22 protein-coding genes are annotated in these 22,458 nt (G+C 52.6%); 12 read left to right on the plus strand and 10 right to left on the minus strand.

The genetic code is table 11. The annotated features are described in order from the left end of the window. The first annotated feature begins 51 nt into the window (after positions 1–51). Positions 52–1,512 carry an EAL domain-containing protein gene (locus OGX84_RS16605; RefSeq protein WP_158661222.1) on the plus strand — a complete coding sequence of 487 codons (1,461 nt, stop codon included), beginning with the start codon at positions 52–54 and terminating at the stop codon, positions 1,510–1,512. Between the two features lie 126 nt (positions 1,513–1,638). Here the strand turns inward: OGX84_RS16605 and OGX84_RS16610 are convergent, their stop codons facing one another. Beyond that, entirely contained in the window at positions 1,639–1,896 is a 258-nt protein-coding gene (locus tag OGX84_RS16610; protein WP_024130634.1) for a hypothetical protein, read from the minus strand. A gap of 168 nt (positions 1,897–2,064) precedes the next feature. On the opposite strand from OGX84_RS16610, the gene OGX84_RS16615 reads away from it, so the two are divergent. Next, positions 2,065–3,054, plus strand: coding sequence for a lysozyme inhibitor LprI family protein (locus OGX84_RS16615; protein WP_012133726.1), 990 nt, complete (start codon positions 2,065–2,067; stop codon positions 3,052–3,054). A gap of 60 nt (positions 3,055–3,114) precedes the next feature. Here OGX84_RS16615 and OGX84_RS16620 read toward each other — a convergent pair whose 3' ends face one another. Genes OGX84_RS16620 through OGX84_RS16650 form a run of 7 tightly spaced genes read right to left on the minus strand, consistent with a single transcriptional unit; the run spans position 3,115 to position 9,410 of the window. Beyond that, complete coding sequence (locus OGX84_RS16620; protein ID WP_153258145.1) at positions 3,115–5,211, minus strand: flagellar biosynthesis protein FlhA; 2,097 nt, start codon at positions 5,209–5,211, stop codon at positions 3,115–3,117. Then, entirely contained in the window at positions 5,198–6,331 is a 1,134-nt protein-coding gene (gene flhB / locus OGX84_RS16625) for a flagellar biosynthesis protein FlhB (protein WP_012133724.1), read from the minus strand. Before flhB ends, OGX84_RS16620 begins: the two co-directional genes overlap by 14 nt. Further along, complete coding sequence (gene fliR / locus OGX84_RS16630) at positions 6,331–7,104, minus strand: flagellar biosynthetic protein FliR (protein WP_012133723.1); 774 nt, start codon at positions 7,102–7,104, stop codon at positions 6,331–6,333. The genes flhB and fliR overlap by 1 nt, the downstream gene beginning before the upstream one ends. Positions 7,105–7,110: 6 nt before the next feature. Beyond that, positions 7,111–7,383, minus strand: coding sequence for a flagellar biosynthesis protein FliQ (fliQ, locus tag OGX84_RS16635; RefSeq protein WP_012133722.1), 273 nt, complete (start codon positions 7,381–7,383; stop codon positions 7,111–7,113). A gap of 2 nt (positions 7,384–7,385) precedes the next feature. Further along, positions 7,386–8,138, minus strand: coding sequence for a flagellar type III secretion system pore protein FliP (gene fliP, locus OGX84_RS16640; protein ID WP_047458650.1), 753 nt, complete (start codon positions 8,136–8,138; stop codon positions 7,386–7,388). Continuing rightward, the gene (gene fliN, locus OGX84_RS16645) at positions 8,135–8,533 is read right to left on the minus strand and encodes a flagellar motor switch protein FliN (RefSeq protein ID WP_012133720.1); all 399 of its coding nucleotides are present in this window, start codon (positions 8,531–8,533) and stop codon (positions 8,135–8,137) included. The genes fliP and fliN overlap by 4 nt, the downstream gene beginning before the upstream one ends. Continuing rightward, positions 8,526–9,410 (minus strand): FliM/FliN family flagellar motor switch protein, encoded by an 885-nt coding sequence (locus OGX84_RS16650; protein WP_047458648.1) that lies wholly within the window; start codon positions 9,408–9,410, stop codon positions 8,526–8,528. The genes fliN and OGX84_RS16650 overlap by 8 nt, the downstream gene beginning before the upstream one ends. A 509-nt stretch (positions 9,411–9,919) precedes the next feature. Here OGX84_RS16650 and OGX84_RS16655 point away from each other — a divergent pair. The 10 genes from OGX84_RS16655 to OGX84_RS16700 all read left to right on the plus strand — a co-directional run bounded on the left by OGX84_RS16655 (position 9,920) and on the right by OGX84_RS16700 (position 19,971). Then, positions 9,920–10,951, plus strand: a complete 1,032-nt coding sequence (locus OGX84_RS16655; RefSeq protein WP_101743927.1) for a sigma-54 interaction domain-containing protein — start codon at positions 9,920–9,922, stop codon at positions 10,949–10,951. 19 nt (positions 10,952–10,970) lie between these two features. Further along, positions 10,971–11,339: a flagellar hook-basal body complex protein FliE gene (gene fliE, locus OGX84_RS16660; protein ID WP_047458644.1), complete on the plus strand. Its 369-nt coding sequence runs from the start codon at positions 10,971–10,973 to the stop codon at positions 11,337–11,339. Between the two features lie 10 nt (positions 11,340–11,349). Further along, complete coding sequence (gene fliF / locus OGX84_RS16665; RefSeq protein WP_286458213.1) at positions 11,350–13,032, plus strand: flagellar basal-body MS-ring/collar protein FliF; 1,683 nt, start codon at positions 11,350–11,352, stop codon at positions 13,030–13,032. Beyond that, complete coding sequence (locus OGX84_RS16670) at positions 13,004–14,041, plus strand: flagellar motor switch protein FliG (protein ID WP_012133715.1); 1,038 nt, start codon at positions 13,004–13,006, stop codon at positions 14,039–14,041. The genes fliF and OGX84_RS16670 overlap by 29 nt, the downstream gene beginning before the upstream one ends. Positions 14,042–14,044: 3 nt before the next feature. Further along, positions 14,045–14,803: a flagellar assembly protein FliH gene (gene fliH / locus OGX84_RS16675; RefSeq protein WP_052194407.1), complete on the plus strand. Its 759-nt coding sequence runs from the start codon at positions 14,045–14,047 to the stop codon at positions 14,801–14,803. Then, complete coding sequence (fliI, locus tag OGX84_RS16680) at positions 14,790–16,109, plus strand: flagellar protein export ATPase FliI (RefSeq protein WP_058668664.1); 1,320 nt, start codon at positions 14,790–14,792, stop codon at positions 16,107–16,109. Before fliH ends, fliI begins: the two co-directional genes overlap by 14 nt. 6 nt (positions 16,110–16,115) lie before the next feature. Then, positions 16,116–16,559, plus strand: coding sequence for a flagellar export protein FliJ (gene fliJ, locus OGX84_RS16685; protein WP_012133712.1), 444 nt, complete (start codon positions 16,116–16,118; stop codon positions 16,557–16,559). A gap of 5 nt (positions 16,560–16,564) precedes the next feature. Then, positions 16,565–17,998, plus strand: a complete 1,434-nt coding sequence (locus tag OGX84_RS16690) for a glycosyltransferase family 2 protein (RefSeq protein WP_058668665.1) — start codon at positions 16,565–16,567, stop codon at positions 17,996–17,998. Positions 17,999–18,031: 33 nt separating this feature from the next. Continuing rightward, complete coding sequence (locus tag OGX84_RS16695) at positions 18,032–18,973, plus strand: hypothetical protein (protein ID WP_058668666.1); 942 nt, start codon at positions 18,032–18,034, stop codon at positions 18,971–18,973. 110 nt (positions 18,974–19,083) lie between these two features. Next, entirely contained in the window at positions 19,084–19,971 is an 888-nt protein-coding gene (locus OGX84_RS16700; RefSeq protein ID WP_286458216.1) for a glycosyltransferase family 9 protein, read from the plus strand. Between the two features lie 99 nt (positions 19,972–20,070). Here the strand turns inward: OGX84_RS16700 and OGX84_RS16705 are convergent, their stop codons facing one another. After that, positions 20,071–21,144: a glycosyltransferase family 2 protein gene (locus OGX84_RS16705; RefSeq protein ID WP_219935917.1), complete on the minus strand. Its 1,074-nt coding sequence runs from the start codon at positions 21,142–21,144 to the stop codon at positions 20,071–20,073. Between the two features lie 18 nt (positions 21,145–21,162). Further along, the gene (locus OGX84_RS16710) at positions 21,163–22,410 is read right to left on the minus strand and encodes a class I SAM-dependent methyltransferase (protein ID WP_172958462.1); all 1,248 of its coding nucleotides are present in this window, start codon (positions 22,408–22,410) and stop codon (positions 21,163–21,165) included. Positions 22,411–22,458 lie beyond the last annotated feature (48 nt).

Raw genomic sequence — 22,458 nt, forward strand, 5'->3', positions numbered from 1 at the left:
AAAAGAATCCTTACAGCTTCTGTCTTTCTGTTTTTTCTGGTATTTGCCAGCGTGCTGTGGCTGGAGTTAACGAGCGTACAGCAAAGTAAGCAGGCGCTGCTGCAATCTGAGGTCAAAAGTCTGGCTTTTGTCGTCGATAAAGTATTAGGCGATGCCCGACTGGCGATTGCGCAGGCGCAACCGTTACTGGGTCAGCCCTGTAATACGACACTGGAAAAAAAGCTCAATATTATCCCCACACGCTACCCGCATCTTCAGTCGCTTAACTTTACGCAGGGCAATACGATTTATTGTTCCTCGCTACTCTACAACAAAGGGTACACCCTGAGTCCTGCTCTCTCTTTACAGCAGGGCATAAGGGTTGATCGGGTGATCACCTCTCCGCATGATTTCATCATGATGCTTTATGTTTCTTATCCGGCGGGAAGAATATTTGCGGCTTCTGATGTGCGCATTATCGTTGAGCGCATCAAAAATATGGCGTTCAGCGATCGTATTGTTTTACGCATGAACGATAAAATTTTAACCGCCTCTGGCGTTAAACCGGGGAGTTTGCAGGAGTCGCATTTTTCACACTATATAAAAGCGGAAAGTTATAACAAACTTTATACGATTGCCTGGCGAAAAACCGAACTGGGGGATGCGCTGGTCGTGATCGCCCACTCATGGCGCTATATTGCGATGATTATCGCCAGTGCGCTCGTATCATCCATATTGCTCTGGTTACTGTTATCGCATCGGGCATCATTACCTCATCACCTTGCGGTGGCCATCAGAAGAAATGAAATCCAGCCTTACTACCAGCCGATTGTATGCGCCAAAACAAACCGCGTGATTGGCGCGGAAGTTCTGGCCCGCTGGCAACATTGTGAAGCGGGTTCTGTTTCTCCCGATATCTTTATCCCGGTGGCAGAACGTGCCGGGTTGATTGCCGACCTGACGAAAGGATTACTGGATCTGGTGGTTATCGATATTCAACGCTCGGTCACGGTATTTAAACCGGGTTTTAAATTTAACCTGAACATCAGCCATGCTCATCTGGTGAAGGACTCTTTTTATTCATTCATCGGGACGTATTCAGGTGTGTTTCGCGAACAGAACCTGCAACTTGTTTTTGAAATCACCGAGCGTGGAGAGATCGAAGTGAATGATGATATCTCCAATAAAATTGATTATATGAAGATTCATAATGTCGGGCTGTCGCTGGATGACTTTGGCACGGGATTTTCTAACCTGTCTTATATCACTGGCCTGCGGCCAGAGAATATTAAAATAGGTCGCATGTTTATTAATCTGATTTCGGAAGGGAAAAATACGCCACTTGTTGATTGTGTGGTCGAGATGGCACAAAGAATGCGTATTCAAACGACTGCGGAAGGGGTGGAGCATAAGTACCAGGTTGATTATCTTCGATCTAAAAATGTTGATTTCTTCCAGGGCTATTTCTTCTCCCGGCCACTTTCATTCGCGAATTTTATCCGCTTTATCAGAGGTTATCAGGTTGTCACGTAACATACTGATTATAGGCATTATATCCTGAAGGACTCTGCGCGGGGGAGGGGGCGTGATATGAACGATAAGCTATCTCAAGTGCGTGACAGATTACCGCTCATAATAATTATGCTGTATAGCGATGATTCAGACTGGCGTCTCTTTACCTAAATCATACTGAATTAACTGCCATTGCACGGGCGAGCCCTGATAATAAGGCATCATTTCCCCTTTTTTTAGGTTCACTACAGCCGATACCGCGGTGCTGGACAATTGCCAGTAGCCGCTTTGTGGACTGGCCTGCCCGCTGTTACGCGTGATGCCGAGAGGTTTGCGACTGGCATCGTTTTGTGACGAACCTGAGGAGAGTGTCGAAAGCATGTAATTACTACTGTCTATCTTCATAACCTAACAATCCATGAGGAACACATATTGTTATCAAGCGACATTTACCGGCAACAACTTAAATCAGGGAGGTGATTATTCATAATGTGAATAAAATCTTGTGACTTATTGCAAATAAAACATAATTTAGCCAAAATAAGCCTCTGTATTGGTTAAAGATTATTCATAATGATTGGTCGCCTGATTAACTGTCTGATACTCCTTGTGTCATTCTCCGCTGCCAGCGCTTATGCGGTTAACTGTCAGCGTGCTTCTATGCCTTTAGAAAACACCATTTGTAACAACGACAATCTTCATTGGCTGGACAGCACAATGACGGTTATCTATCACACGATGTTGGTCAGAAACCCTTCTCAACAGGTTCACAAGAAGTACCAGGAATGGGAAAAGTCGCTACAGGCGTGTACCTCCGACAGCTGCATTGAGCGCGCTTACTATCAGGGCATCAGTTCTATTTCAGACGTTGCCCCAGATTTTGACTGGGAAGGGCTGTGGTGGAACACCAGTGTGTCCAATTTAAGTGGCGGAATGATCCAGTTCAGCCGGAGCGCGGAATGGTCAGTCACGACGGATATTCGCGTCTGGTCGGGATTGAATAAAGATGAGTTTACGGCCGAAGCCCGAAAACTGTACGGCATGGCGCTGGTCGAACGTATTGCCGATACCAGTAATTGCAAACTGCTGTTTATCCCCCGTAAAAGCGGCGCGCTTCAGGTCTACAGCAACGCGGACTGGGGATGCCGGATTTCGATGCCGACGGGGGCATTTATTGATGGGCGCTATCTGCGCTCGGATCACGATCCCCGCCCGAAGGCGACGCTGTACTCGCTGGGAATTTTCTCCGACCCCAAAATGGATGAGCGCTTCCGCGCGCTGGTGGGGGATGATTACCAGAAGTTTGTGGATACCGCCAACGTTTACATTTATCAGGATGATATAGATAACATCGGCGCAACGGTCGTCTCTATGTGGGTGCGTGGCGCGGCGAACAACCATACGGCCATTATTATGTACACGCAAAGCAATATCTGGGCGGCGAGGGTAGAACGCGACAGCGCCGGAAAAATGCAGTTGTACTACTTCAGCACCAGAGGTAACGATATCAAGAAAATGCCGCGTACGCTCGCTGGCTGGAAACTGCGTTACCTGGATCAATAAAACCTGTCGTTATGGGAAAGGAGATCGTCATCGCGATCTCCTTTGTCGATCTCCTGCCGGTTATGCCAGCGTCCCTACGACGTTCAGATCCGCGTCATCCGGCACTTCATTATAAGAAAGAATATGCAGCCCGCTGGCGAACAGCCGGCCATAGCGGGAGATCACCGGACGTAGCTGCGGCGTTACCAGCAGCAGCGGCGGCAGCCCTTTCGCCTTCATCTGCTCGTAAATCATCGGCATTGTCGTTTGCAACTGGGTCAGAATGTTCGGATCGACAGGGAAGCTATCCAGCGCCACTTTTCCGGCCTGCTGCGCCTGGTTGAGCGCGCCCAGCAGCATATTCTCCAACTGGCTGTCGATGGTGTAGGCCGCGAGTTGTTGACGATCGCCGTTAATGGTGTGAACGATGGCGCGGCGCAGAGCATAGCGCACGTCGGAGGTCAGCAGCACGGGATCTTTCGTCACGGTGACGCTTTCCAGCAATGTGGACGCGATGGTGACGATATCCTTCAGTGAAATCTGCTCCAGCAATAACTGGCGATAAATGCGCAGCAGCAGACTGTAGTTAAACGCGGCATTTAAATCCTCCGCCAGCTTTGGCGCCTGGAGCGCCAGGCGCGCATGCAGGTGGGTAATATCGTCATAGTTAAACAGATCCGGCAGATGCTCGCGGGCGACCTTGTTGACGTGCGTCGCCACCACGCTCGCGCAGTCAACCACCTGATAACCAAGATTCAGCGCTTTCGCCTTTTGTTCCGGGTCGATCCAGACAATCGCCATGCCGTAAGCGGGGTCGGTATCCAGTATGCCGTTGATCTCCCCGTACAATTCAGTGCCGGGAATCGCCATCAGTTTTTCAGCCTGGACTTCGCCGATCGCGGTACGAATGCCGTTGATATGAATCGCGTATTGCGCCGGTTTCAGGCGGAAGTTTTCCCGGATGCGGATCTCCGGCAGCAGTACGCCGCAGTGCTCGGAAATGACCTGGCGAACGCCGCGTATACGTTGTGACAACGGGCTGCCCTTCGACTCATCCACCAGCGTGACCAGTTTATAGCCGAGATTCAGGCCAATGGGCTCCACCAATGGAATGCTTTCCCAGGAGACGCCTGGCGTCGCATCCGGCGCGATGGCTTCGGTGATGGCCTCCATATCCGTCTCTTCCTGGGCGGGCTGCACCGCTTTGCTCTGCCGCCAGGCGGCAAACAGCAGCAGGGCGGTGAAGCTCAGGAAGGCAATGTGCGGCATTCCCGGCACAATCGCGAGAATAAACATCACGAAAGCGGCGGTATAGAGCACCTTCGGGCGAGAGAGAAGCTGGATTTTAATCTCATCGCTGACGTCATTGCCTTCGCTGACGCGGGTCACGATAATCGCTGCGGCAGTCGCCAGCAGCAGCGACGGGATCTGGGCGACCAGACCGTCACCAATGGTCAGCAGTACGTACTGGCGGAACGCGTGGCTGGCATCGAGATCGTATTTAAAAATACCAATACAGATACCGCCGATCACGTTGATGATCAGCACCATGATCCCGGCGATGGCGTCACCGCGAACAAACTTCGACGCGCCGTCCATCGCACCGTAGAAGTCTGCTTCTTTCGATACTTCCTGTCGGCGGTTTCGGGCCTGCTGCTGGTTAATCAGACCCGCGTTCAGATCGGCGTCGATAGCCATCTGTTTACCCGGCAACGCATCCAGGGTAAAGCGCGCGGAAACCTCGGAAATACGTTCTGCCCCTTTGGTGACTACCACGAAGTTGATGATCATCAGGATGATAAACACCACGAAACCGACGACGAAATCGCCGCCGATGACCACCTGACCAAAGGCTTCAATGACCTTACCCGCCGCGCCTTCGCCTTCATGACCGTGCAGCAACACCACGCGGGTAGAGGCGACGTTCAGCGTCAGGCGCATTAACGTCGTGATCAGCAACAGCGTCGGGAAAATAGCAAAGTCCAGCGGACGCTGCATATTCACCGATACCAGCAGCACGATGACCGCCAGGACGATATTAAAGGTAAACAGAATATCCAGCATCAGCGGCGACAACGGCAAAATAACCATTGCCAGCACGCAGAGAAGCAGAATAGGCACGCCGACTTGCCCCTGACGGAGCACGCTCAGCGCGTTGCGCAATTTACTGTTCGCCATTGGCTTTCAGTACCTCTTGAGGAATGTTGATTTGCCTGTTCAGGCGGGGCTTTTGTTCCACGTTGCCTTCGCGCCAGGATTTTAATTGCATGACGTAGGTCAGTACGTGGGCAATCGCGCGGAAAAGCTGCGTGGGAATCTGTTGGTTAACGCGGGTGGTGTAATAAACTGCCCGCGCCAGCGGCGGAAATTCCACCACCTCGATATTGTGATTAGCGCCCACTTCACGGATCCAGAGCGCAACATCGTCGATTCCTTTAGCAACGATGTAAGGGGCTTCGGCACGCTGTGGATCATATTTCAGCGCAACGGCGTAATGCGTCGGGTTGGTGATGATAACGTCTGCCGTTGGTACGGTTCGTGCGATTTGCCCCATCGCCATCTGACGCTGAAGCTGGCGGATGCGTCCTTTAATCTGTGGATTACCGTCATTGTTTTTATACTCTTCTTTCACTTCCTGTTTGGTCATGCGCATTTTTTTGGTGAACATGAACTTACTGAGCGGTACATCCAGCAGGGCGAAAATGACGATAACGGCGATGAAGTAGCTGAAGACGTGACGAAAAATGGCAAACCCTTGTCCGATCGCCTGACGAAGATAAAGCTGTTGCAGGTGCAGCAGAGCGTGCATGGAGTCATGCACCATCATGTACAACACGGTAAGAATAATGCCGCACTTGAGCAGCATTTTGCCGACTTCCGTGTAGTGGCTGGCGGAAAACATCCGCTTGATGCCGCTAATGGGGCTGAGCTTTTTAAAATCCGGCTTCAGTTTTGTGGGGGTAAAAATCCAGCCGCCAGGCACCAGGCTTGCCACTATGCAGCACAGCGGAATCGGAATCAGCGTTGCGATAAAGCGCAGTACAACCCAGACGTTCAGCAGCATAAACTGATTCAGCGCCGTGGGATCGTCGAGCCTGCCCGCCATTTCACCGACAGCGGCAAACGATTCACGGATTAACTGCTGGTAATAGGGCAGAAATGCGGCAAGGGTGAAAAACGACGCCAGCAGTCCCGCCGCCATCGTCAGATCTTTTGAGCGCGGGAGGTCGCCTTTTTCACGCGCTTTGCGCAGTTTTCCGGGGGTGGGTTTTTCGCTTTTGTCGCCGCTGGAGGACATTACGACACCCTTATGGCGTCGAGCTTCGCCAGTATTTCATTGGTGAGATTGAGATAGTGATCAGGAATGTTGGTCACCATCATCGAGATACAGAGCAACCCAAACAGCATACTGATCGGAAAACCCAGCGAGAAAAGGTTCAGCGTTGGTGAAACGCGGTTTAGCAGGCCAAATCCGCCCTGCACAATCAGCATGACGAACGTCGTCGGCAGCGCGATAAGCGTCGCAGATGCCATAATCCAGCCCAGTCCCTGAACAATCAGCGTCAGCGTTGGCTGGTTAATCGCCTGACCAATAGGCCAGTAGCTAAAGCCTTTGAACAGAATCGTGACCAGCAGCAGGTGCCCATCCATGATGAAAAAGAGCAGTGCGCAGAAAACATAAATGATCTGCGAAATCACCGTAGTGGAGCTGCCGTTGACCGGGTCGTTCATCATCGCCATCCCCAGCCCCATGTTCATCGACAGAATATGCCCGGCGGTTTGCAGCGTGACAAAGACGAGCTGGAGCGCCATGCCGAACAGGAATCCCCACAGGAGCTGCTCGCCGATCAGCAAGACGGTGCGCATCGAAAGCAGTTCGCTGAGCACAACATTATTGGGCAGCATGGGGGTGATAATGATCGACAGCGCCAGCGCTGCGGCAATCTTAATGCGACGGGAAAAAGCCCGGTTGTCCAGCACGGGCGCGAACTGCAAAAACGCCAGGATGCGGAAAAAGGGCAGCACCAGAGCCATCAGCGGCGTGAACAGCGCCTGTATATCGATTCCCATCGCCGCTTAACCGACCAGCGCCGCCGCCTGGTGAAAGATCTGGATCGTAAAATCCACCAGTTGCGTCAGCATCCACTTACCGGCGAAGATCAGCACGCCCAGGGTGACGACCAGTCGCGGCAGAAAGCTCAGCGTCTGTTCGTTAATTTGCGTGGTGGCCTGAAAAATACTGACGCACAGCCCGACAATCAGGCTGGGAATAATGGCGACGGCGGAAATCAGCAGCACCAGATGGATGCCGGTCGCCATGATGTCGCCTGCCGTGTCCATGTTCATCATCGCTAAAGACCCTGAACGCTGGAGGCCAGCGTACCGACGATCAATGTCCAGCCATCGCACAGGACGAACAGCATCAGCTTAAAGGGCAGCGAGACGATCAGCGGCGAGAGCATCATCATCCCCATTGCCATCAGGATACTGGCGACAATCAGGTCGATCACCAGGAAGGGGATATAGATCATAAAGCCGATCTGGAAGGCGGTTTTCAGTTCGCTCAGCAGATAGGCCGGAGTCACGATCGTGAGATCCTGCTCGCGCGCATCGCCCTCGATCCCGGCGATGCTCATCATTTGCGCCATCGCTTTATTGTTCGTCTGGGCCAGCATGTAGTTCTTCAGCGGCACTTCCGCCTTCGCCAGCGCCTGTTTCAGCGTGATTTCATCTTTTTGAAAAGGGTCAATGGCGTCAGTATAAATCGTGGTCCAGACCGGGCGCATCACCAGCAATGTCAGCGCCAGCGCAATCCCGGTAAGAATTTTATTGGGTGGACTTTGTTGCAGCCCGAGCGCCTGGCGCAGAATCGCCAGAACGATAATGAAGCGGGTGAAACAGGTCATCATCAGCACCATGATCGGCAATAAGCCGAGCAGGGTCATCAGGATCAGGATCTCAATTTTAACGTTGTAATCCTGGCCTGCGCCGTTGGCGGCGGTGCTAAAGAGGGTAATGTCGCCATTTGCAGCCAGTGCCGGTTGTGCGACAAGCAGACCCAGGAGCAGCAGAGCGATGCCGCTTCTGTTAAACAAGCGGTTCATCGCGTGAGCTCACCGAGTTCTTTGGCGTTGAATTCAATGATTCGCAGGCCGTATTTATCGTTGAGCACCACCACTTCTGCTTTACCAAACAGAATGCCGTTCACTTTAATGTCCAGCGGCTCGCCCGCCATCTTGTCCAGTTCGACCACCGAATCGCTGTTGACTGACATTAATTCAGCAAGCGAGATATTTACGGAAGCGACTTCCAGCGTCAGCGTCACGGGAATGCGGCTAAACAGCGCCATTTTACGGATATCCGTCATCGCGGTGTTGCGCGTTTCAGGCTGCAAATCCAGGCGGATATTCCCTTCGACGGTGTCTTCCTGCGTCATATCGCTAAGGTTCAGGTCATCCAGGTCAAGAGACTGGCTTAGCTCGTGTTGCAAATCACTCATATTGCTTCTCGGTTGTCTTATCATAGATATCGCACAAAAACAGCTTGCTACGATCTTCAACGATAGCAGCCTCAAAAATCTGTTCTTTGCCGATAAATACCGGTAAAGGTTCGTTAATGGCGATGGGGATGATATCCCCGGGTTTAATATCGGAAATCTGGGCGACGGTCAGGTTCAGGCTGGCCAGACGCCCGCTCAGTTTTAACGGCAGACTGTCGAACAACCGTTCTATCTGCGCAGGGCTCAGCGGCACGCTTTTCACGGCGCGGCTATCGGCCGCATCTGGCGAACGGAGTATCGCCAGCATCTGATCAACATGGTGGTGATCGAGCAGAATGGTAAAAGAGCCGTGATCGTACCCTTCGAGGGTAAAGGTAATGCACCAGGACCAGTGGCTAATGACCGTTGAATAATCGACCTTAATATCGAGATTTTCGCCAAAGGTTTCTTTGCAAATCACCAGTTGCGTGAGTTCCTGACCCAGTTTACTTCTCAGGCGTTCTTCTGTTTTTGTCACGCGCAACGATTCATCTGGCGCAACATGACTGCTGTCTTTACTTAAACCGTAATAATCATGGAGGATGTTCAGCAATAAGATGCGATCAATAACAAAGGCGACATTTCCGTAAGGCGTCGAAAAAACCTGCGCATTCTTATATTGCTGGTCGATTGCGAAGGTCATCGACTTCAACGCGGCATTAACACGGAGTTTCTTCAGAAAATAAATGCTCAGGCGTGCATCAAGTATGTCAAAACTGTCATTCATCAACTTGGGTAACTTGTGCCACGGCCGACCGAGTTTACTGGTGTCGAGCTTTACCAGAGAAGGTAAATCCTTTCTCTGATGAATTCTGACTCGCTGTGATGCAGGGTTCATGATTATTCCGGGTTACCAAAAGTTTAGATGAAAAATAACGCCACTTTTTGGTTGTTGTGTAGCGTGAACCGTAAAATTTCCTGGAGGTATTTGAGTTTTAAAAATTATGTGTCGCTCTTGAACAACACAGAAGAAACGTCGCTGTCGAAAACTCTCACACATTACGTCAGGATGTAGATTAGACAATCTTAACCCTGCTATTGCAAGCATCCAGGGGTTATTAATCCATTATTTCTCTAGGAATTTTCTCATTAATAACTTTTTTAATTCATTGATTTTTATAGATTAATATTTTAATACCCATTAAAAACAAGACAATTCCTATTCGCTACGTATACTGCCTTTACTTTATGAAAGTTGCCTGATTCATGAGTTAAAAAAACTGTTTATTTTTATTAACATCTTATAAAACCCATTAACAAACTGGGTTTGTGATGTTTTTAAAAGATGCTTTGAATAATGGCTGAACAGCATATTTCTTATTTTGTTTTTTCTGTTGGTACACCTAAATGAGTATTATCATTGAATGCGAAGATCGTAATAGAAATGGCTTTATCGCCGTTTCTCCTGCCAGCGTTAGCGTAATGTCGTTAGCGCGTCGCGTTGCTAAGTATAATGTATCAGTACTGATTACGGGCGAAACGGGAACAGGGAAAGAGTGTATCGCCAAATACATTCACGAGAATGCCTGCGGCAGTGACGCCCCGTATGTCGGCGTTAACTGTGCAGCTATTCCAGAGAGTATGCTGGAAGCCATTTTATTTGGTTACGAGAAAGGCGCGTTTACCGGCGCTGTTGCGAGCGTCGCCGGTAAATTTGAGCAAGCTAATGGCGGCACGCTGCTGCTTGATGAGATTGGCGATATGCCGTTGGCGTTGCAGGCAAAATTACTGCGCGTATTGCAAGAGCAGGAAGTTGAACGTCTGGGAAGCCATAAGCGTATTCCGTTGGATATTCGCCTGATCGCTTCTACAAATAAAGATTTGCAGCAGGAAATTGCCGAAGGCCGTTTCCGCCAGGATCTTTTCTACCGTATTTCCGTCGTGCCTATTCATATTACGCCGCTGCGTGAACGCAGGCAGGACATCCTGCCATTGGCCCAGCGTTTTATCACTAAATACCGCGCTTTTCATAAAGGCGATCTGCGTCTGAGCGATGAGGCGCGTACCGTCCTGCTCAGATACGACTGGCCGGGTAATGTCCGTGAACTGGAGAATGTGATTCAGCGCGGCATGATTTTGTGCAACGGCGAAGAGATTCACGCCGCCGACTTTGGCCTGGCCGTTCGCGCTTCCCAGCCTGAAGCGCCGGTTATCGAAATGATGCCTGCCTATCGCGAGCAGGAGACGGGCAACCCGTCGATCCGCGATGTCAAACTGCACGGGCGGCTGGCGGAATACCAGTACATCATCGATCTGCTTAAACGCCATAAAGGCAACAAATCCAAAACCGCAGAGTTTTTAGGCATCACCCCACGCGCTCTACGTTATCGTCTCGCCTCCATGCGCGACGAGGGTATTGATATTGAATGTTATTCCTGAGGCCAGGAAGGATTGATGAATGGATAAGATTACTGCCGCAGGCATTAACACGACACACCAGGCGTTGCTGAACAGAATGCAGCAAACCGCTTCATTAGCGTCAGCCGGTTCGGTTGACGCCTCTTTAACTATCGCTCCCGCCAGCAACGCGTTTGGCGTCAGTGAACCGATTTCCTTTGCGGGCGCGCTGAATAACGCTATCGATAACGTCGATGCGATTCAACACAGCGCAGGCGCAAAGCAAAAAGCGATTGATATGGGGCTGAGCGACGACTTAGCCGGTGCGATGATCGAAAGTCAGAAAGCCAGCGTGGCTTTTTCGGCCATGATGCAGGTGCGTAATAAGCTCACCACGGCACTGGACGAAGTAATGAATATTCCGCTCTAAGGTTTTAACCGTGCTTACTAAGATTAAAAGTCGTCTCCCTTCCGTGTCGGTGCCATCCGGTCTGAATAAGCCCCAGCTCATGGCGATTGTGGGCGGCGTGGTGCTGGCGGTCGCGATTATTCTGTCGCTGTGGAACCGCAATCAGGGTTATGTCGCGCTCTATGGTTCGCAGGAACATCTGCCGGTGTCACAGGTGGTGGACGTTCTGGGGGCAGAAAACATCGCTTACCGCATTAACCCGGACAATGGCCAGATTCTGGTGAGCGAAAGCAAACTGCCGCAGGCGCGAATGGCGCTGGCGGCAAAAGGCATCAGCGCGGCGACGCCCGATGGCTACGAGTTGATGGACAAAGAAGAGATGCTCGGCAGCAGCCAGTTTATTCAGAATGTCCGTTACAAACGTAGCCTGGAAGGGGAACTGGCGAAGAGCATCATGGCGCTGGACCCCGTGGAAAACGCGCGCGTCCATCTTGGGCTTAACGAGTCCAGCTCCTTTGTATTGACCAATAAACCGACCAGCAGCGCATCGGTCATGGTGCAACTGCACTATGGCAGAAAACTGGATGAGCAGCAGGTCGCTTCTGTCATTCAACTGGTGGCCGGAAGCGTACCGGGTATGCAGCCTGGCGCGGTGCGGGTGGTCGATCAGAGCGGTAATTTGTTGTCTGACGGCATCGAAGGCACGGATGGCGGCATGACGAGCAAGCGCATGGGCGATGACGTCATGCAGCGCATTCGCGAGGATACCACGAAAAATATCACCAGCCTGCTGACGTCGTTAGTGGGGCCGGGCAACTTCCGTATCAGCGTCGCGCCGACCGTAGATTTAAGCCGTGTGGAAGAGACTCAGGAACGGCTGGGTAAAGATCCGCGCGTCAGCGATGAACAACTGAGCCAGGAAAACACCACCAATGAAATGGCGTTTGGCATTCCCGGCTCGCTGAGTAACCGTCCGGTCAACCCGACGCCGCAGGCTCCCGCCAACCCGGCGGAGGGCAATCCGCCCGCTGCAAACGCCGCGAATAACACCGACCCGCGCTCGCTTTCCAGCCGCAGTCAGGAACAGCGTAAGTACGCGTTTGATCGTGATATTCGCCATATCCGCCACCCGGGTTACAAGCTGGAAAAACTGAGTGTCGCGGTGGTGCTGAACCAGGCCGCTCCTGCGCTGGCGAAAATTACGCCGGAACAACTGACGTCGATGACGCGCCTGGTGGAAAGCGCGGCGGGTATCGAAAAAGCGCGCGGCGATGCCTTAACGCTGGATGTTCTGACCTTCACGGCCCCGGCAGACGATGTCATGCCAGACCTGAAATGGTGGCAGGACCCTTCCATGCAGTACTGGGGACAGAATGGCGGAATTGGGCTGCTGGCCTTGCTGACATTGCTGTTTGGCGTTCGCCCGCTGGTACAGCGCTTTGGACGTCGCGACCCGATCACCCTTGATGGCGAGGCGACGAAGAAAGAGCTGGAAGCGCCTGACAATGGGGTGGTGATGAACGATGACGAGTTCGCCAGCCTGTCGAAAGCGGCGTTCAACAATAATGAAGATCTGCTGCCGCCGCAAAGCTCCGGCCTGGAAGCCAAAGTGGAATTCCTCCAGCTGTTGGCCCAGAGCGAAACCGAACGCGTAGCAGAAGTACTGAAACAATGGATCAACAGCAATGACCGAAGCAACAGTAAGCCGGAATGATAAAAACCACTCAGCCTCAGCCGGGCGCAGCCGTCTGGAGCAGGCGGCGATCCTGCTGATGAGCGTAGGCGAAGAGGCCGCCGCGCAGGTGATGCAGAAGCTGAACCGCGAAGAGGTTATGTTGTTGAGCGAAACGATGGCGCGTCTCCATGATGTGAAGGTGCATCAGGCGCGTCTGGCAATGAACAATTTTTTCTCTGATTACCGCGAACAAAGCGGGATCAACGGCGCCTCACGCACGTATCTGCGCAGCATTCTGGAAAAAGCGTTGGGCGGTGAGATTGCCCGCAGCGTGATCAACGGTATCTACGGCGATGAGATTCGCTACCGTATGGCACGCCTGCAATGGGTCGATATCCCACAACTGGCGGCATTGATTGAGCAGGAACATCTCCAGCTCCAGGCCGTTTTTCTCGCCTTCCTGCCGCCGGATATTGCCGCCAGCGTGTTAAGCGTTCTGCCGCAAGAACGGCAGGATGAAATTATCTATCGCGTCGCGCGTCTGGACGACATCAATCGTGACGTTATCGACGAACTGGACAGACTGATCGATCGCGGCGTCGCGGTGCTTTCCGAGCATGGTTCAAAAGTGATTGGCCTCAAACATGCCGCCAACATCGTTAACCGTATCCCCAGCAATCAGCAACAGCTGCTGGATCAACTGCGCGAGCGCGACGAGAAAGTGGTCGAAGATCTGAAAGACGAGATGTACGAGTTCTACATTCTCAGTCGCCAGACGCCGGTGACGTTGCAGCGTCTGATGGATGAAATCCCGATCGAAGAGTGGGCGGTAGCCCTGAAAGGGACGGAGCCGGTTCTGCGTCAGGCCATCTTTAACGTGATGCCGAAACGCCAGGTCACGCTGCTGCAAAGCACCACGACCCGCCTGGGGCCAGTGCCGATTAGCCGTATAGAGCAGGTGCGCAAAGAGATCATGCAGGTTGTGCGCCAGCTGGCTGAAGAAGGTGAAATTCAGGTGCAACTGTTTGCCGAGCAGACGGTGGAGTAAACCATGTTCAAGAAACGGAGTTTACCGCTGGATGCCCTGACCGCCAGCCGCCAGGCGGTGGTTAAGCCGCGCTTATACCGCTTCCCGCCCTTGCGTAATCGCAGGATGCCTGCCGGTGTTGTCGCTGATGAAGACGCCGCACCGACGCTGGACCCCGCCGACTACCAGTTACAGGTAAAAGAGGGGTTCCAGGAAGGGATGAACCGGGGGTTTGCCCAGGGGATGGAAGAAGGCCGGGAAGAGGGCTACCAGGAAGGCATTCGTCTTGGTTTTGACGAAGGGATGCGCAAAGGGCTGATTGAAGGTAAACAGCAGGCGCGTCAACAGTTCCTGGACGCCGCCGCCCCGTTTGAACGCCTGACCGCAGAGGTGCAGAACTACCTGGATCGTTACGAGCAGCGTCGCCGCGAAGAGTTGCTGCAACTGGTGGAAAAAGTGACCCGCCAGGTGATCCGCTGTGAACTGGCGTTGCACCCGACGCAACTGCTGGCGCTGGTGGAAGAGGCGTTGACCAGCCTGCCGCATCAGCCGGAGCAGGTGCGTGTTCAGCTGAACAGCGAAGAATTTATGCGCATCAGCGAGGCCGAACCGGAGAAAGCGCGTGAGTGGGGACTGGTTGCCGATCCTTCTCTGGAGCCGGGAGAGTGCCGCGTTATCACCGATACCACGGAGATGGATGTGGGCTGTCAGCACCGTCTCGATCAGTGCGTAGATGTACTGAAAAACAGTTTGCTGCCGGAATCGCCGCATGAGCAGCCTTGATTTTGAAGAGGCGCTGCGCTCTATCGAGCAGATCGATCTGGCGCGCGTCGCCGGGCGGTTGGTCAGGGTCAACGGCATTCTGCTGGAGTGCGTCGGTTGTCGTCTGGCGGTAGGGCAGATGTGCCACGTTGAAAGCGTCGATCAGGAGATGATGGATGCGCAGGTGGTTGGCTTTGATCGTGACGTGACCTACCTGATGCCCTTCAAGCATCCCTCTGGCCTGATCGCTGGCGCCCGCGTGTTTCCCGCAGGCAAAACTGAAGGGGTTATGATCGGCGATCAGTGGCTGGGACGCGTGGTAAACGGTCTTGGCGAACCCCTTGATAATAAAGGAAAGCTCGGTGGCGATACGCTGTTAGCACAGCAGCTTCCGCAGGTGCATCCGCTTAAGCGTCAGCCTGTTCATGCGCCGCTGGACGTTGGCGTTCGCGCCATCAACGGCTTGCTGACTATCGGTAAAGGCCAGCGCGTCGGGCTGATGGCGGGCAGCGGCGTCGGTAAAAGCGTTCTGCTCGGCATGATCACGCGTTATACCCGGGCGGAAGTCGTGGTGGTAGGGCTGATCGGCGAGCGAGGCCGTGAAGTCAAAGAGTTTATTGAAAATGCTTTGCAGGCTGAAGGGCTGGCGAAGTCGGTGATTGTCGCCGCGCCAGCGGATGAATCACCGCTGATGCGCATTAAAGCCACTGAGTTATGCCACACCATTGCTGGCTATTACCGCGATAAAGGGAAAGACGTTCTGCTGCTGGTAGATTCCCTCACGCGTTACGCGATGGCGCAGCGCGAAATCGCCCTGTCGCTTGGCGAACCGCCTGCGACCAAAGGCTATCCGCCGTCGGCGTTTGGGATGATCCCGCGGCTGGTTGAAAGCGCCGGAAACAGCGAAAGCGAGGGATCGATGACCGCGATCTATACGGTGCTGGCGGAAGGGGACGATCAGCAAGATCCGATTGTGGACTGCGCCCGCGCGGTGCTTGACGGGCATATCGTGCTTTCGCGCCACCTTGCCGAGGCCGGGCATTATCCGGCGATTGATGTCGGCCAGTCTATCAGCCGCTGTATGAGTCAGGTGACGGAGCGTGAGCACCAGCTCGCCGCCCGCACGCTGAAACAGCTGTATGCCGAATACCAAAGTATTAAACCGCTGATCCCGCTGGGGGGATACGTTGCAGGCGCCGATCCGCTGGCAGACAGAGCGGTACGCCTTTCGCCCGCGATCAATCAATTCTTACAACAGGAAGTCCAGGATGCCGCGCTGCTTGAGCCGACAATCAGCGATCTGTGCGCCCTGGCGCAGGCAGGGTAATGCACGATGAGCAAACTGATTTCTACGCTTGAGCAACTTCACCTGCTGCGCACCCGCGCGGTAGAAGACTTAAGCACGAAGCTGGCATCGCAAAACCAGCTGTGCCAACGGTTTGAGAAAAATATCGATACGCTGACGTCACTTGCTGCGGGTCTGGTGTCCCAGAGCGCCAACAGTGCGGCCATGATGATTAACCAGTCGAAATATAAACATAACATTCAACGCATTATCGACTGGCAAAAACAGGAGCAGGCGCTGGCGCACCTGGAAGCGCAAAAAATTCAGGGCAACCTGCTGGCGGAGGCGAAGCGGGAAAAAAGCATTGAGCTGGTTCTCGACGCTAAACGCGCTGACCGGCAGGCTGAAATCAACCGTCGGGAACAGAAAATGACCGATTCACTCTCTGCCCAGTGCTGGCTGCGTCAACAACGTCTGATTCGTCAACGATAAGCGCTATGAAAAGAAACAAACCGGGTTTCCCGAAAACGTCTTCGCGTTCTCTGATGGGGACGCTGATTCACCGTCAGCAGACGGCACGCGTCCACAGCACGCCGTTCGTTAGCGTCGTCTGCCCGACGTATAACCGACGCGAGTTCCTGCCGTATCTGCTGTATATCTGGCAGTACCAGGACTATCCGGCCGACAAACGCGAACTGATTATTCTGGATGATTCTCCGGTCAGCAATGCCGATCTGATCGAGATGATGACGGACCCGTCGCAGCCCAACGTGCGTTATGTTCACAGTGAAGCGCGTCTGGTACTGGGGCAAAAACGTAACATGCTCAATGCGATGGCGCAGGGAGAGTACATCCTGTGTTTTGACGATGACGATTATTACCCGCCGGATAAAATTTCCTGGCAGGTGGCGCAGATGCAGGCCAGCAACGCGTTGTTCTCCGGCAGCGATCAGATTTATATCTGGTACAGCCATCTGGACAAAATCTATATCACGCACCCTTTCGGGCCGAGACATGCTCTGAACGGCACTTTTGGGTATCACCGCAATTTGTTGAAAAAAAATCGTTATGACGACGATGCGACAAAAGCGGAAGAAACGGGATTCCTGAAAGGCTTTACCACGCCGGTTCACCAGATAGATCCGAAGCGTGCCATTCTCTGTATTTCGCACAGCAGCAATACCTATGACAAAGATTTCATCATGGGCAGCTCCACGCCGGTGGATCTGACGCTGGAAGACATTGTCGATGACGCGAACTTGCTGGCGCACTACCGTCGACTGAGTCATGCGCCGCTAAATGTTCAGGTGAACTGGCAGGCTTTTGAAAAGGTGGCGGTGCTCTACGACCCGGCAAAAGAGGCGGAGCTGGCCCGTCGCTGCGAGGCTTTACTGGATTTTGGCCTGCGCGGCGAACAGATCTGGCCGGTAGCGAAAAACGCGGAGGCGTCGGCGGAACGGGCGGAACTGGCAACGCACTGCCAGGTGCTTGAGCGGGCGCAGAAAGAAGGCTGGAAAAATGTGCTGCTGCTGGATGCCGACGTGCAGTTCGTCAAAAAAGAGAACGCCGTTAACGACATCAACAAGCTGCTGAATGGCCTGAACCAGCTTAACTGGCAGGTGCTTCTGCTCGGCGGGCGCTATGAAAACTTTACGCTCACCCAGTCATTGAAGGGCGTAGCGCGGATCTATAACGCGGGCTGCGGCTGCGCGTATGCCGTTAACGCAGGTTATTACGATGCCCTGCTGGACGCCTATCGCCAGGCGATGGACTATCCGGCAAGCCTGGATCGCTGCTGGGCGGCATTAATGAATAAGGGGGATTTGTGGCTGGGATTCAGCCCGAGCTTTGCCTTCCTGCAACATCACCCGGACCCTAAAAGTGGCGAAATCATCGATTGTACGCACTGGTTTTTCCGTAAACACCGCTAACCGCAGGCCAGAATACGCCTGGAGAGAGCAAACATGGAACTGATAGAACATTACCAACCTGAATTTGTGTCACGCTTTGATGCGCGAGAAACCCCGTGCCAGTGCCCGGCTTGCCAGCATGCGCAGCAAAACTGGCCGCGTATTAGCGTGAAGCTGAAAAACCAGCAGCGTGAAAGTCTGGATATCACCTGTGAAGCGGCGGCCAGAGAGATGCTGCTTAACCCGGAGGCCTTTATCCTGCACACCTCGCAAGGGGAGGCGAAGGGCGAAGATGAGTTATCCGCCTGGAGCGAAACCCTGAACCAGCAATGTATTAACCTGGCGGTACATCCTGCGCTGTCGCTGGAAGGCAGCCTGTATGCGATCGGCGTTTTGCTGAGTAAGGCGCAGCAGTATCTGGACGGCGGCGAGCACGATCCGGCCCTGCTGTCCTCTATGGGAGAGCAACTGGCGATGCTGGCAGAGCAGGGCGTGCTGACACAGCAGTTTGCGCTGTTGCCTCCGATTGCTGAAAACCGCATTGCCGCGCTAAAAGAGATGGGCCGGGTACGCCTGAATCTGAATCTGCCGCTGACTGAAAAAATGAGCGTGGCGCTGAAAATGAGCGAGCTGTCGGTGATGCAGCCAGCGCGGTTGGCGGATCGTCTTCAGCAACTGGAATCGCTCTGGTCAACCATTCCGCTGTTTGATGAACAGCCGCACATCCTGCGTAATGCGCTGATTTATCAACTGTATAACGATGTATTCCCCGGCATTCAATGCACCAATTACGGAGAGGCGCTACTGGGGCTGGCCAACCAGTTCTTCCAGATCAAAATGCTGTGCGCAATCCGCCGCGAACAGGGAGCGCTGACGCAGGATGATGTCGTGCTGCTGATTAACGCGCTGAAGGGGTGGCAGCAGCAGAATCCGTTCTCCGCGAATGCGGCGCATACCTCTGACTACAGCCTGCTGTGCGGGTTGTCGCTGTTGTAATAAATCATATGGATACTGTTTATTTACACCTTAACGCTGCAATGGGAGATACCCTGTATCTCCTGGCAGCGTGCAGAGCCATCAAAAATAAAACAGGCGCGAGCATCATTATGTTGAGCCAGCCGCACTTTAGCGCGCTGGCGCGGGCATGCCCGCATATCAGCGAGGTCTGGCCGGTGGACTCTCTTAGTGCGGAGCAGCATCAATGCATTCAGCGGGCGCAGGCGCAAGGGCGACTCTTTGACTTTACGCATTGGGCCCATGCGCTCAGACCGCTACATATGATCGATGCTTTTCTCGCGCAGGCAGGGCTTGAGGCGTCCGCAGCGGATAAACACCTCGATTTGGTCATTCCAGAATCTGCCCACAGTGCCGTTGACGCGTTCTGGCAGCAACATAAATTAGAAAACGCGCCGGTGTTATTAATGCACCCTAATATTGGACACCCAAACCGGACCTGGCCGCAAAATAACTGGCATGAGCTGGCGCAAATGTGGCTGCAAACGGGGTGGCAAGTTGTGTTCATTGGGAGCAATAACAACTCTGAGGCGGGAAAATCGATGGCGGAAGCGTATCCGACCGGGGTTATCAATGCTATTGACCGCTTTTCAGCGCTGGAAACGGTTGCGCTTATGCAGCGAGCGAACATGCTGGTTTCCTGTGATTCAGGGCCGGTCATGCTTGCGGCGGCAACAGATATCCCTGTGGTAGCCCTCTATTCAACCGTGGCTGCGGAACACCGGTTGCCGTTTCGCCGTGGGGAAGCGGGCTGGCGTTGTATGGGAATTGATCTCGCCTGTAGCCATGGGCCATGTGCGCGTTTGCTGATGAACGATGTCATTTTCACCACCGTGCTTAAACGCCCTTTTGATGTGCCGACGACTCAGGAATTTGCAAACTGGTGCGTTCATAAAACCCCTTTCCGTTGTCTGCGACAATATGAACCGGCGATGCAGTATACCCAAATGGTCAGTTTTGTTTTATCGCTCCAGGAATAACGTTATTTCTTGTCGTGCCGGTTCCTGAAGGAATATCTGGTAAAAGCGATTGGCTATGCGGCATAGCCAATCGTATTGCTAAATAGCGTGGTATGAAGACTAAAAACCTTCGGCTAATATTCTTCTTTTGTTCTTTATCGCCAGTTCAATTCTGCCTGATAGCGCGATGAATTCGCTCTCATCAATAATATTGCTGTCGCGAGCAATTTGGTTAATCAAGGCATGCAGCAACACAAGCCCATTCTCTGTTGGCGTGTCTACATACAGTTCATGAAAAATGGATGCCAGATAGTGAATCATCTTCTGTGCGGAAAATAAAGGCAGCGTTTCGGGCAAATTACGGATTATCGCATCCTGATATAGCATACCCGTATATCGGTTTAAACATTGTACGGTTTGGGGATTGCTGATATTTCCGGCCCGGGGAAGCAGCAGTCGGAAGGTATCAAGGATAGCCAGCGCGCGTTTTGCTTTGCTGCTGGAAGTGGTGATTGAGCCGTTACGAATGGTATGGAAATACAGTCTGTCGGCAAGGCACCTTACTTTTGCGTCGGGCACGCTGAGCAGCAATTCGGTGGTGAAGTATTCATCCTCAAAAAACGGTGTCTTAAACCGCATATGAGCATACGTTTTTCGCCGCCAGGCATATCCCCAGACCACAACGGAGTAACCGTGTCCTGTTCGGGCGCGTTCGGTAATGCAGTGATTAAAGAACGTTTCGGCATGAAATGTTTTATTAATCAGATTACGCGGCCGTTGATAATACCCGGAAACCATATTGTTGCTGATATGGTGCAGGTGAAATTCCAGATGGGTGGAGAAAAACAGGGCATCCAGGTGATGCTTTTCCATTTCGCACACAATGGTTTCGATACCATCCGAAGCGATATGATCGTCAGAGTCCAGGCAATAAATATATTCACCTGATGCGCTTGCTAACGCGGCGTTGCGGGCCTCGGCAAGTCCTCTGTTTTCCTGGTCAACGATACGCATACCCGGCAGACGGCTCTGATAACGTGCCAGAATATCCCGGGAGTTATCTGTCGAACCGTCATTAACCGCGATAATTTCCAGATGCCGCCAGGTCTGCGCAACGAGTGAATCAAGGCAGCGCTCAAGGTATGCACTGACATTGTAGACCGGCAAAATAATCGATACGACAGGGTGATTCATTGGCTACTCTCCCTGTTGCTATGATTTCAGCTTTTGGATGATTATCTCAATTGCGGATTCAGCAAACGCCGTCCGCGTTTGATCGAATCGAGGCATACCTTTTAAATGGCTATGATTCAGCCTCTCTATTTTCTCAATGCTGAAGTTCCCTGGCAGGGTTTGTAATAACGATAATACGTTGACGGAAACAGGCGACCAGCTCCGATGCTTAAAGGGCGTAAAAGTATGTTTATGATCGTCGTTGAAGGTTGATGGCCAAACGCCTTGCTCGTATAAATCTTCGTCTGGAATGGTTAAAACCAGATGACCGCCGGGTTTTACGACCCTTAACCAATGAGGCAGCGCGACATAGGGGTCCATAACATGCTCCAGGCAATGCCCTGAATAAACGAAATCAAATTCGTTATCCGGTACTCTGGCTAAATACTGCGCGTCACCTTGTTGAAGATCGAATACGGTTATTGATTGGATTAAAGGAAACAGGCTTTGATACAACGCAATACTGTCATCGCCGCCGCCAATATCCAGACCTTTTCCTGACAGCCAGCGAGTACTGAAACGCGCATCAAGCAATCGCCTGTTAATTGACATACAGGTTGATCCTGGTATCCCCGTTCGAAATACGGGGGCCGCAGTCCGGTCTCCTGCCAGAATATGGGTGTTAACGCCGAATTCTCGCCAGCTTTTAGGCCAAAGTACAACGTAGCCCTGGTCATCGGGGTAATGTTTGATGATATGCGTCCCGCTATAGGCCTCAAGCGCTTCCAGAAACGCGTTCTCAGCGTCTTCTGTGGGAGGAGGGAGCGCTTTGCAGCCGGTGGCCTCATGCATGACGCGAAGATAGATACGGCTATCGTCAATAATAATCAGCGCATTATCCGCAAATTCTTTTAGCTGGCGTAACTCATTGAGCAGAGGAAGGCGCGTTTCCTCATTGTATTTATTGCTCTGGTAGTCCTCGAATTTAAAATCTGCGCCGGGGAAGTGTGCATCCAGAAAAACAACGGCGCGCTTGATGAAAAGAGTGCGTTTAATTTCTTCATGGGACAAAAATGTCAGACTGTCTTCATTGTACAGATGCAGATTGTCTATTTTTGGCGCGGCATCAAATAACGGTTTATAGATTTCACAGGAATAAACTTCTTCAGCACCTGAGCGTAAGGCATATACACTTGATGCACCTTTACCAAAACCTGTTTCAATTACATGAGTAACACGATAGTGACGAATCAGGTGGGGAAGGTTGAAGCGTCGTAATTGCCCCATAATATTGGCCTCGATGAAAATTACGGATAGAACGCAAACGGAACAAAG

The sequence above is a fragment of the Citrobacter sp. CK202 genome, from assembly GCF_030333225.1.
Lineage (GTDB): Bacteria > Pseudomonadota > Gammaproteobacteria > Enterobacterales > Enterobacteriaceae > Citrobacter_B > Citrobacter_B koseri.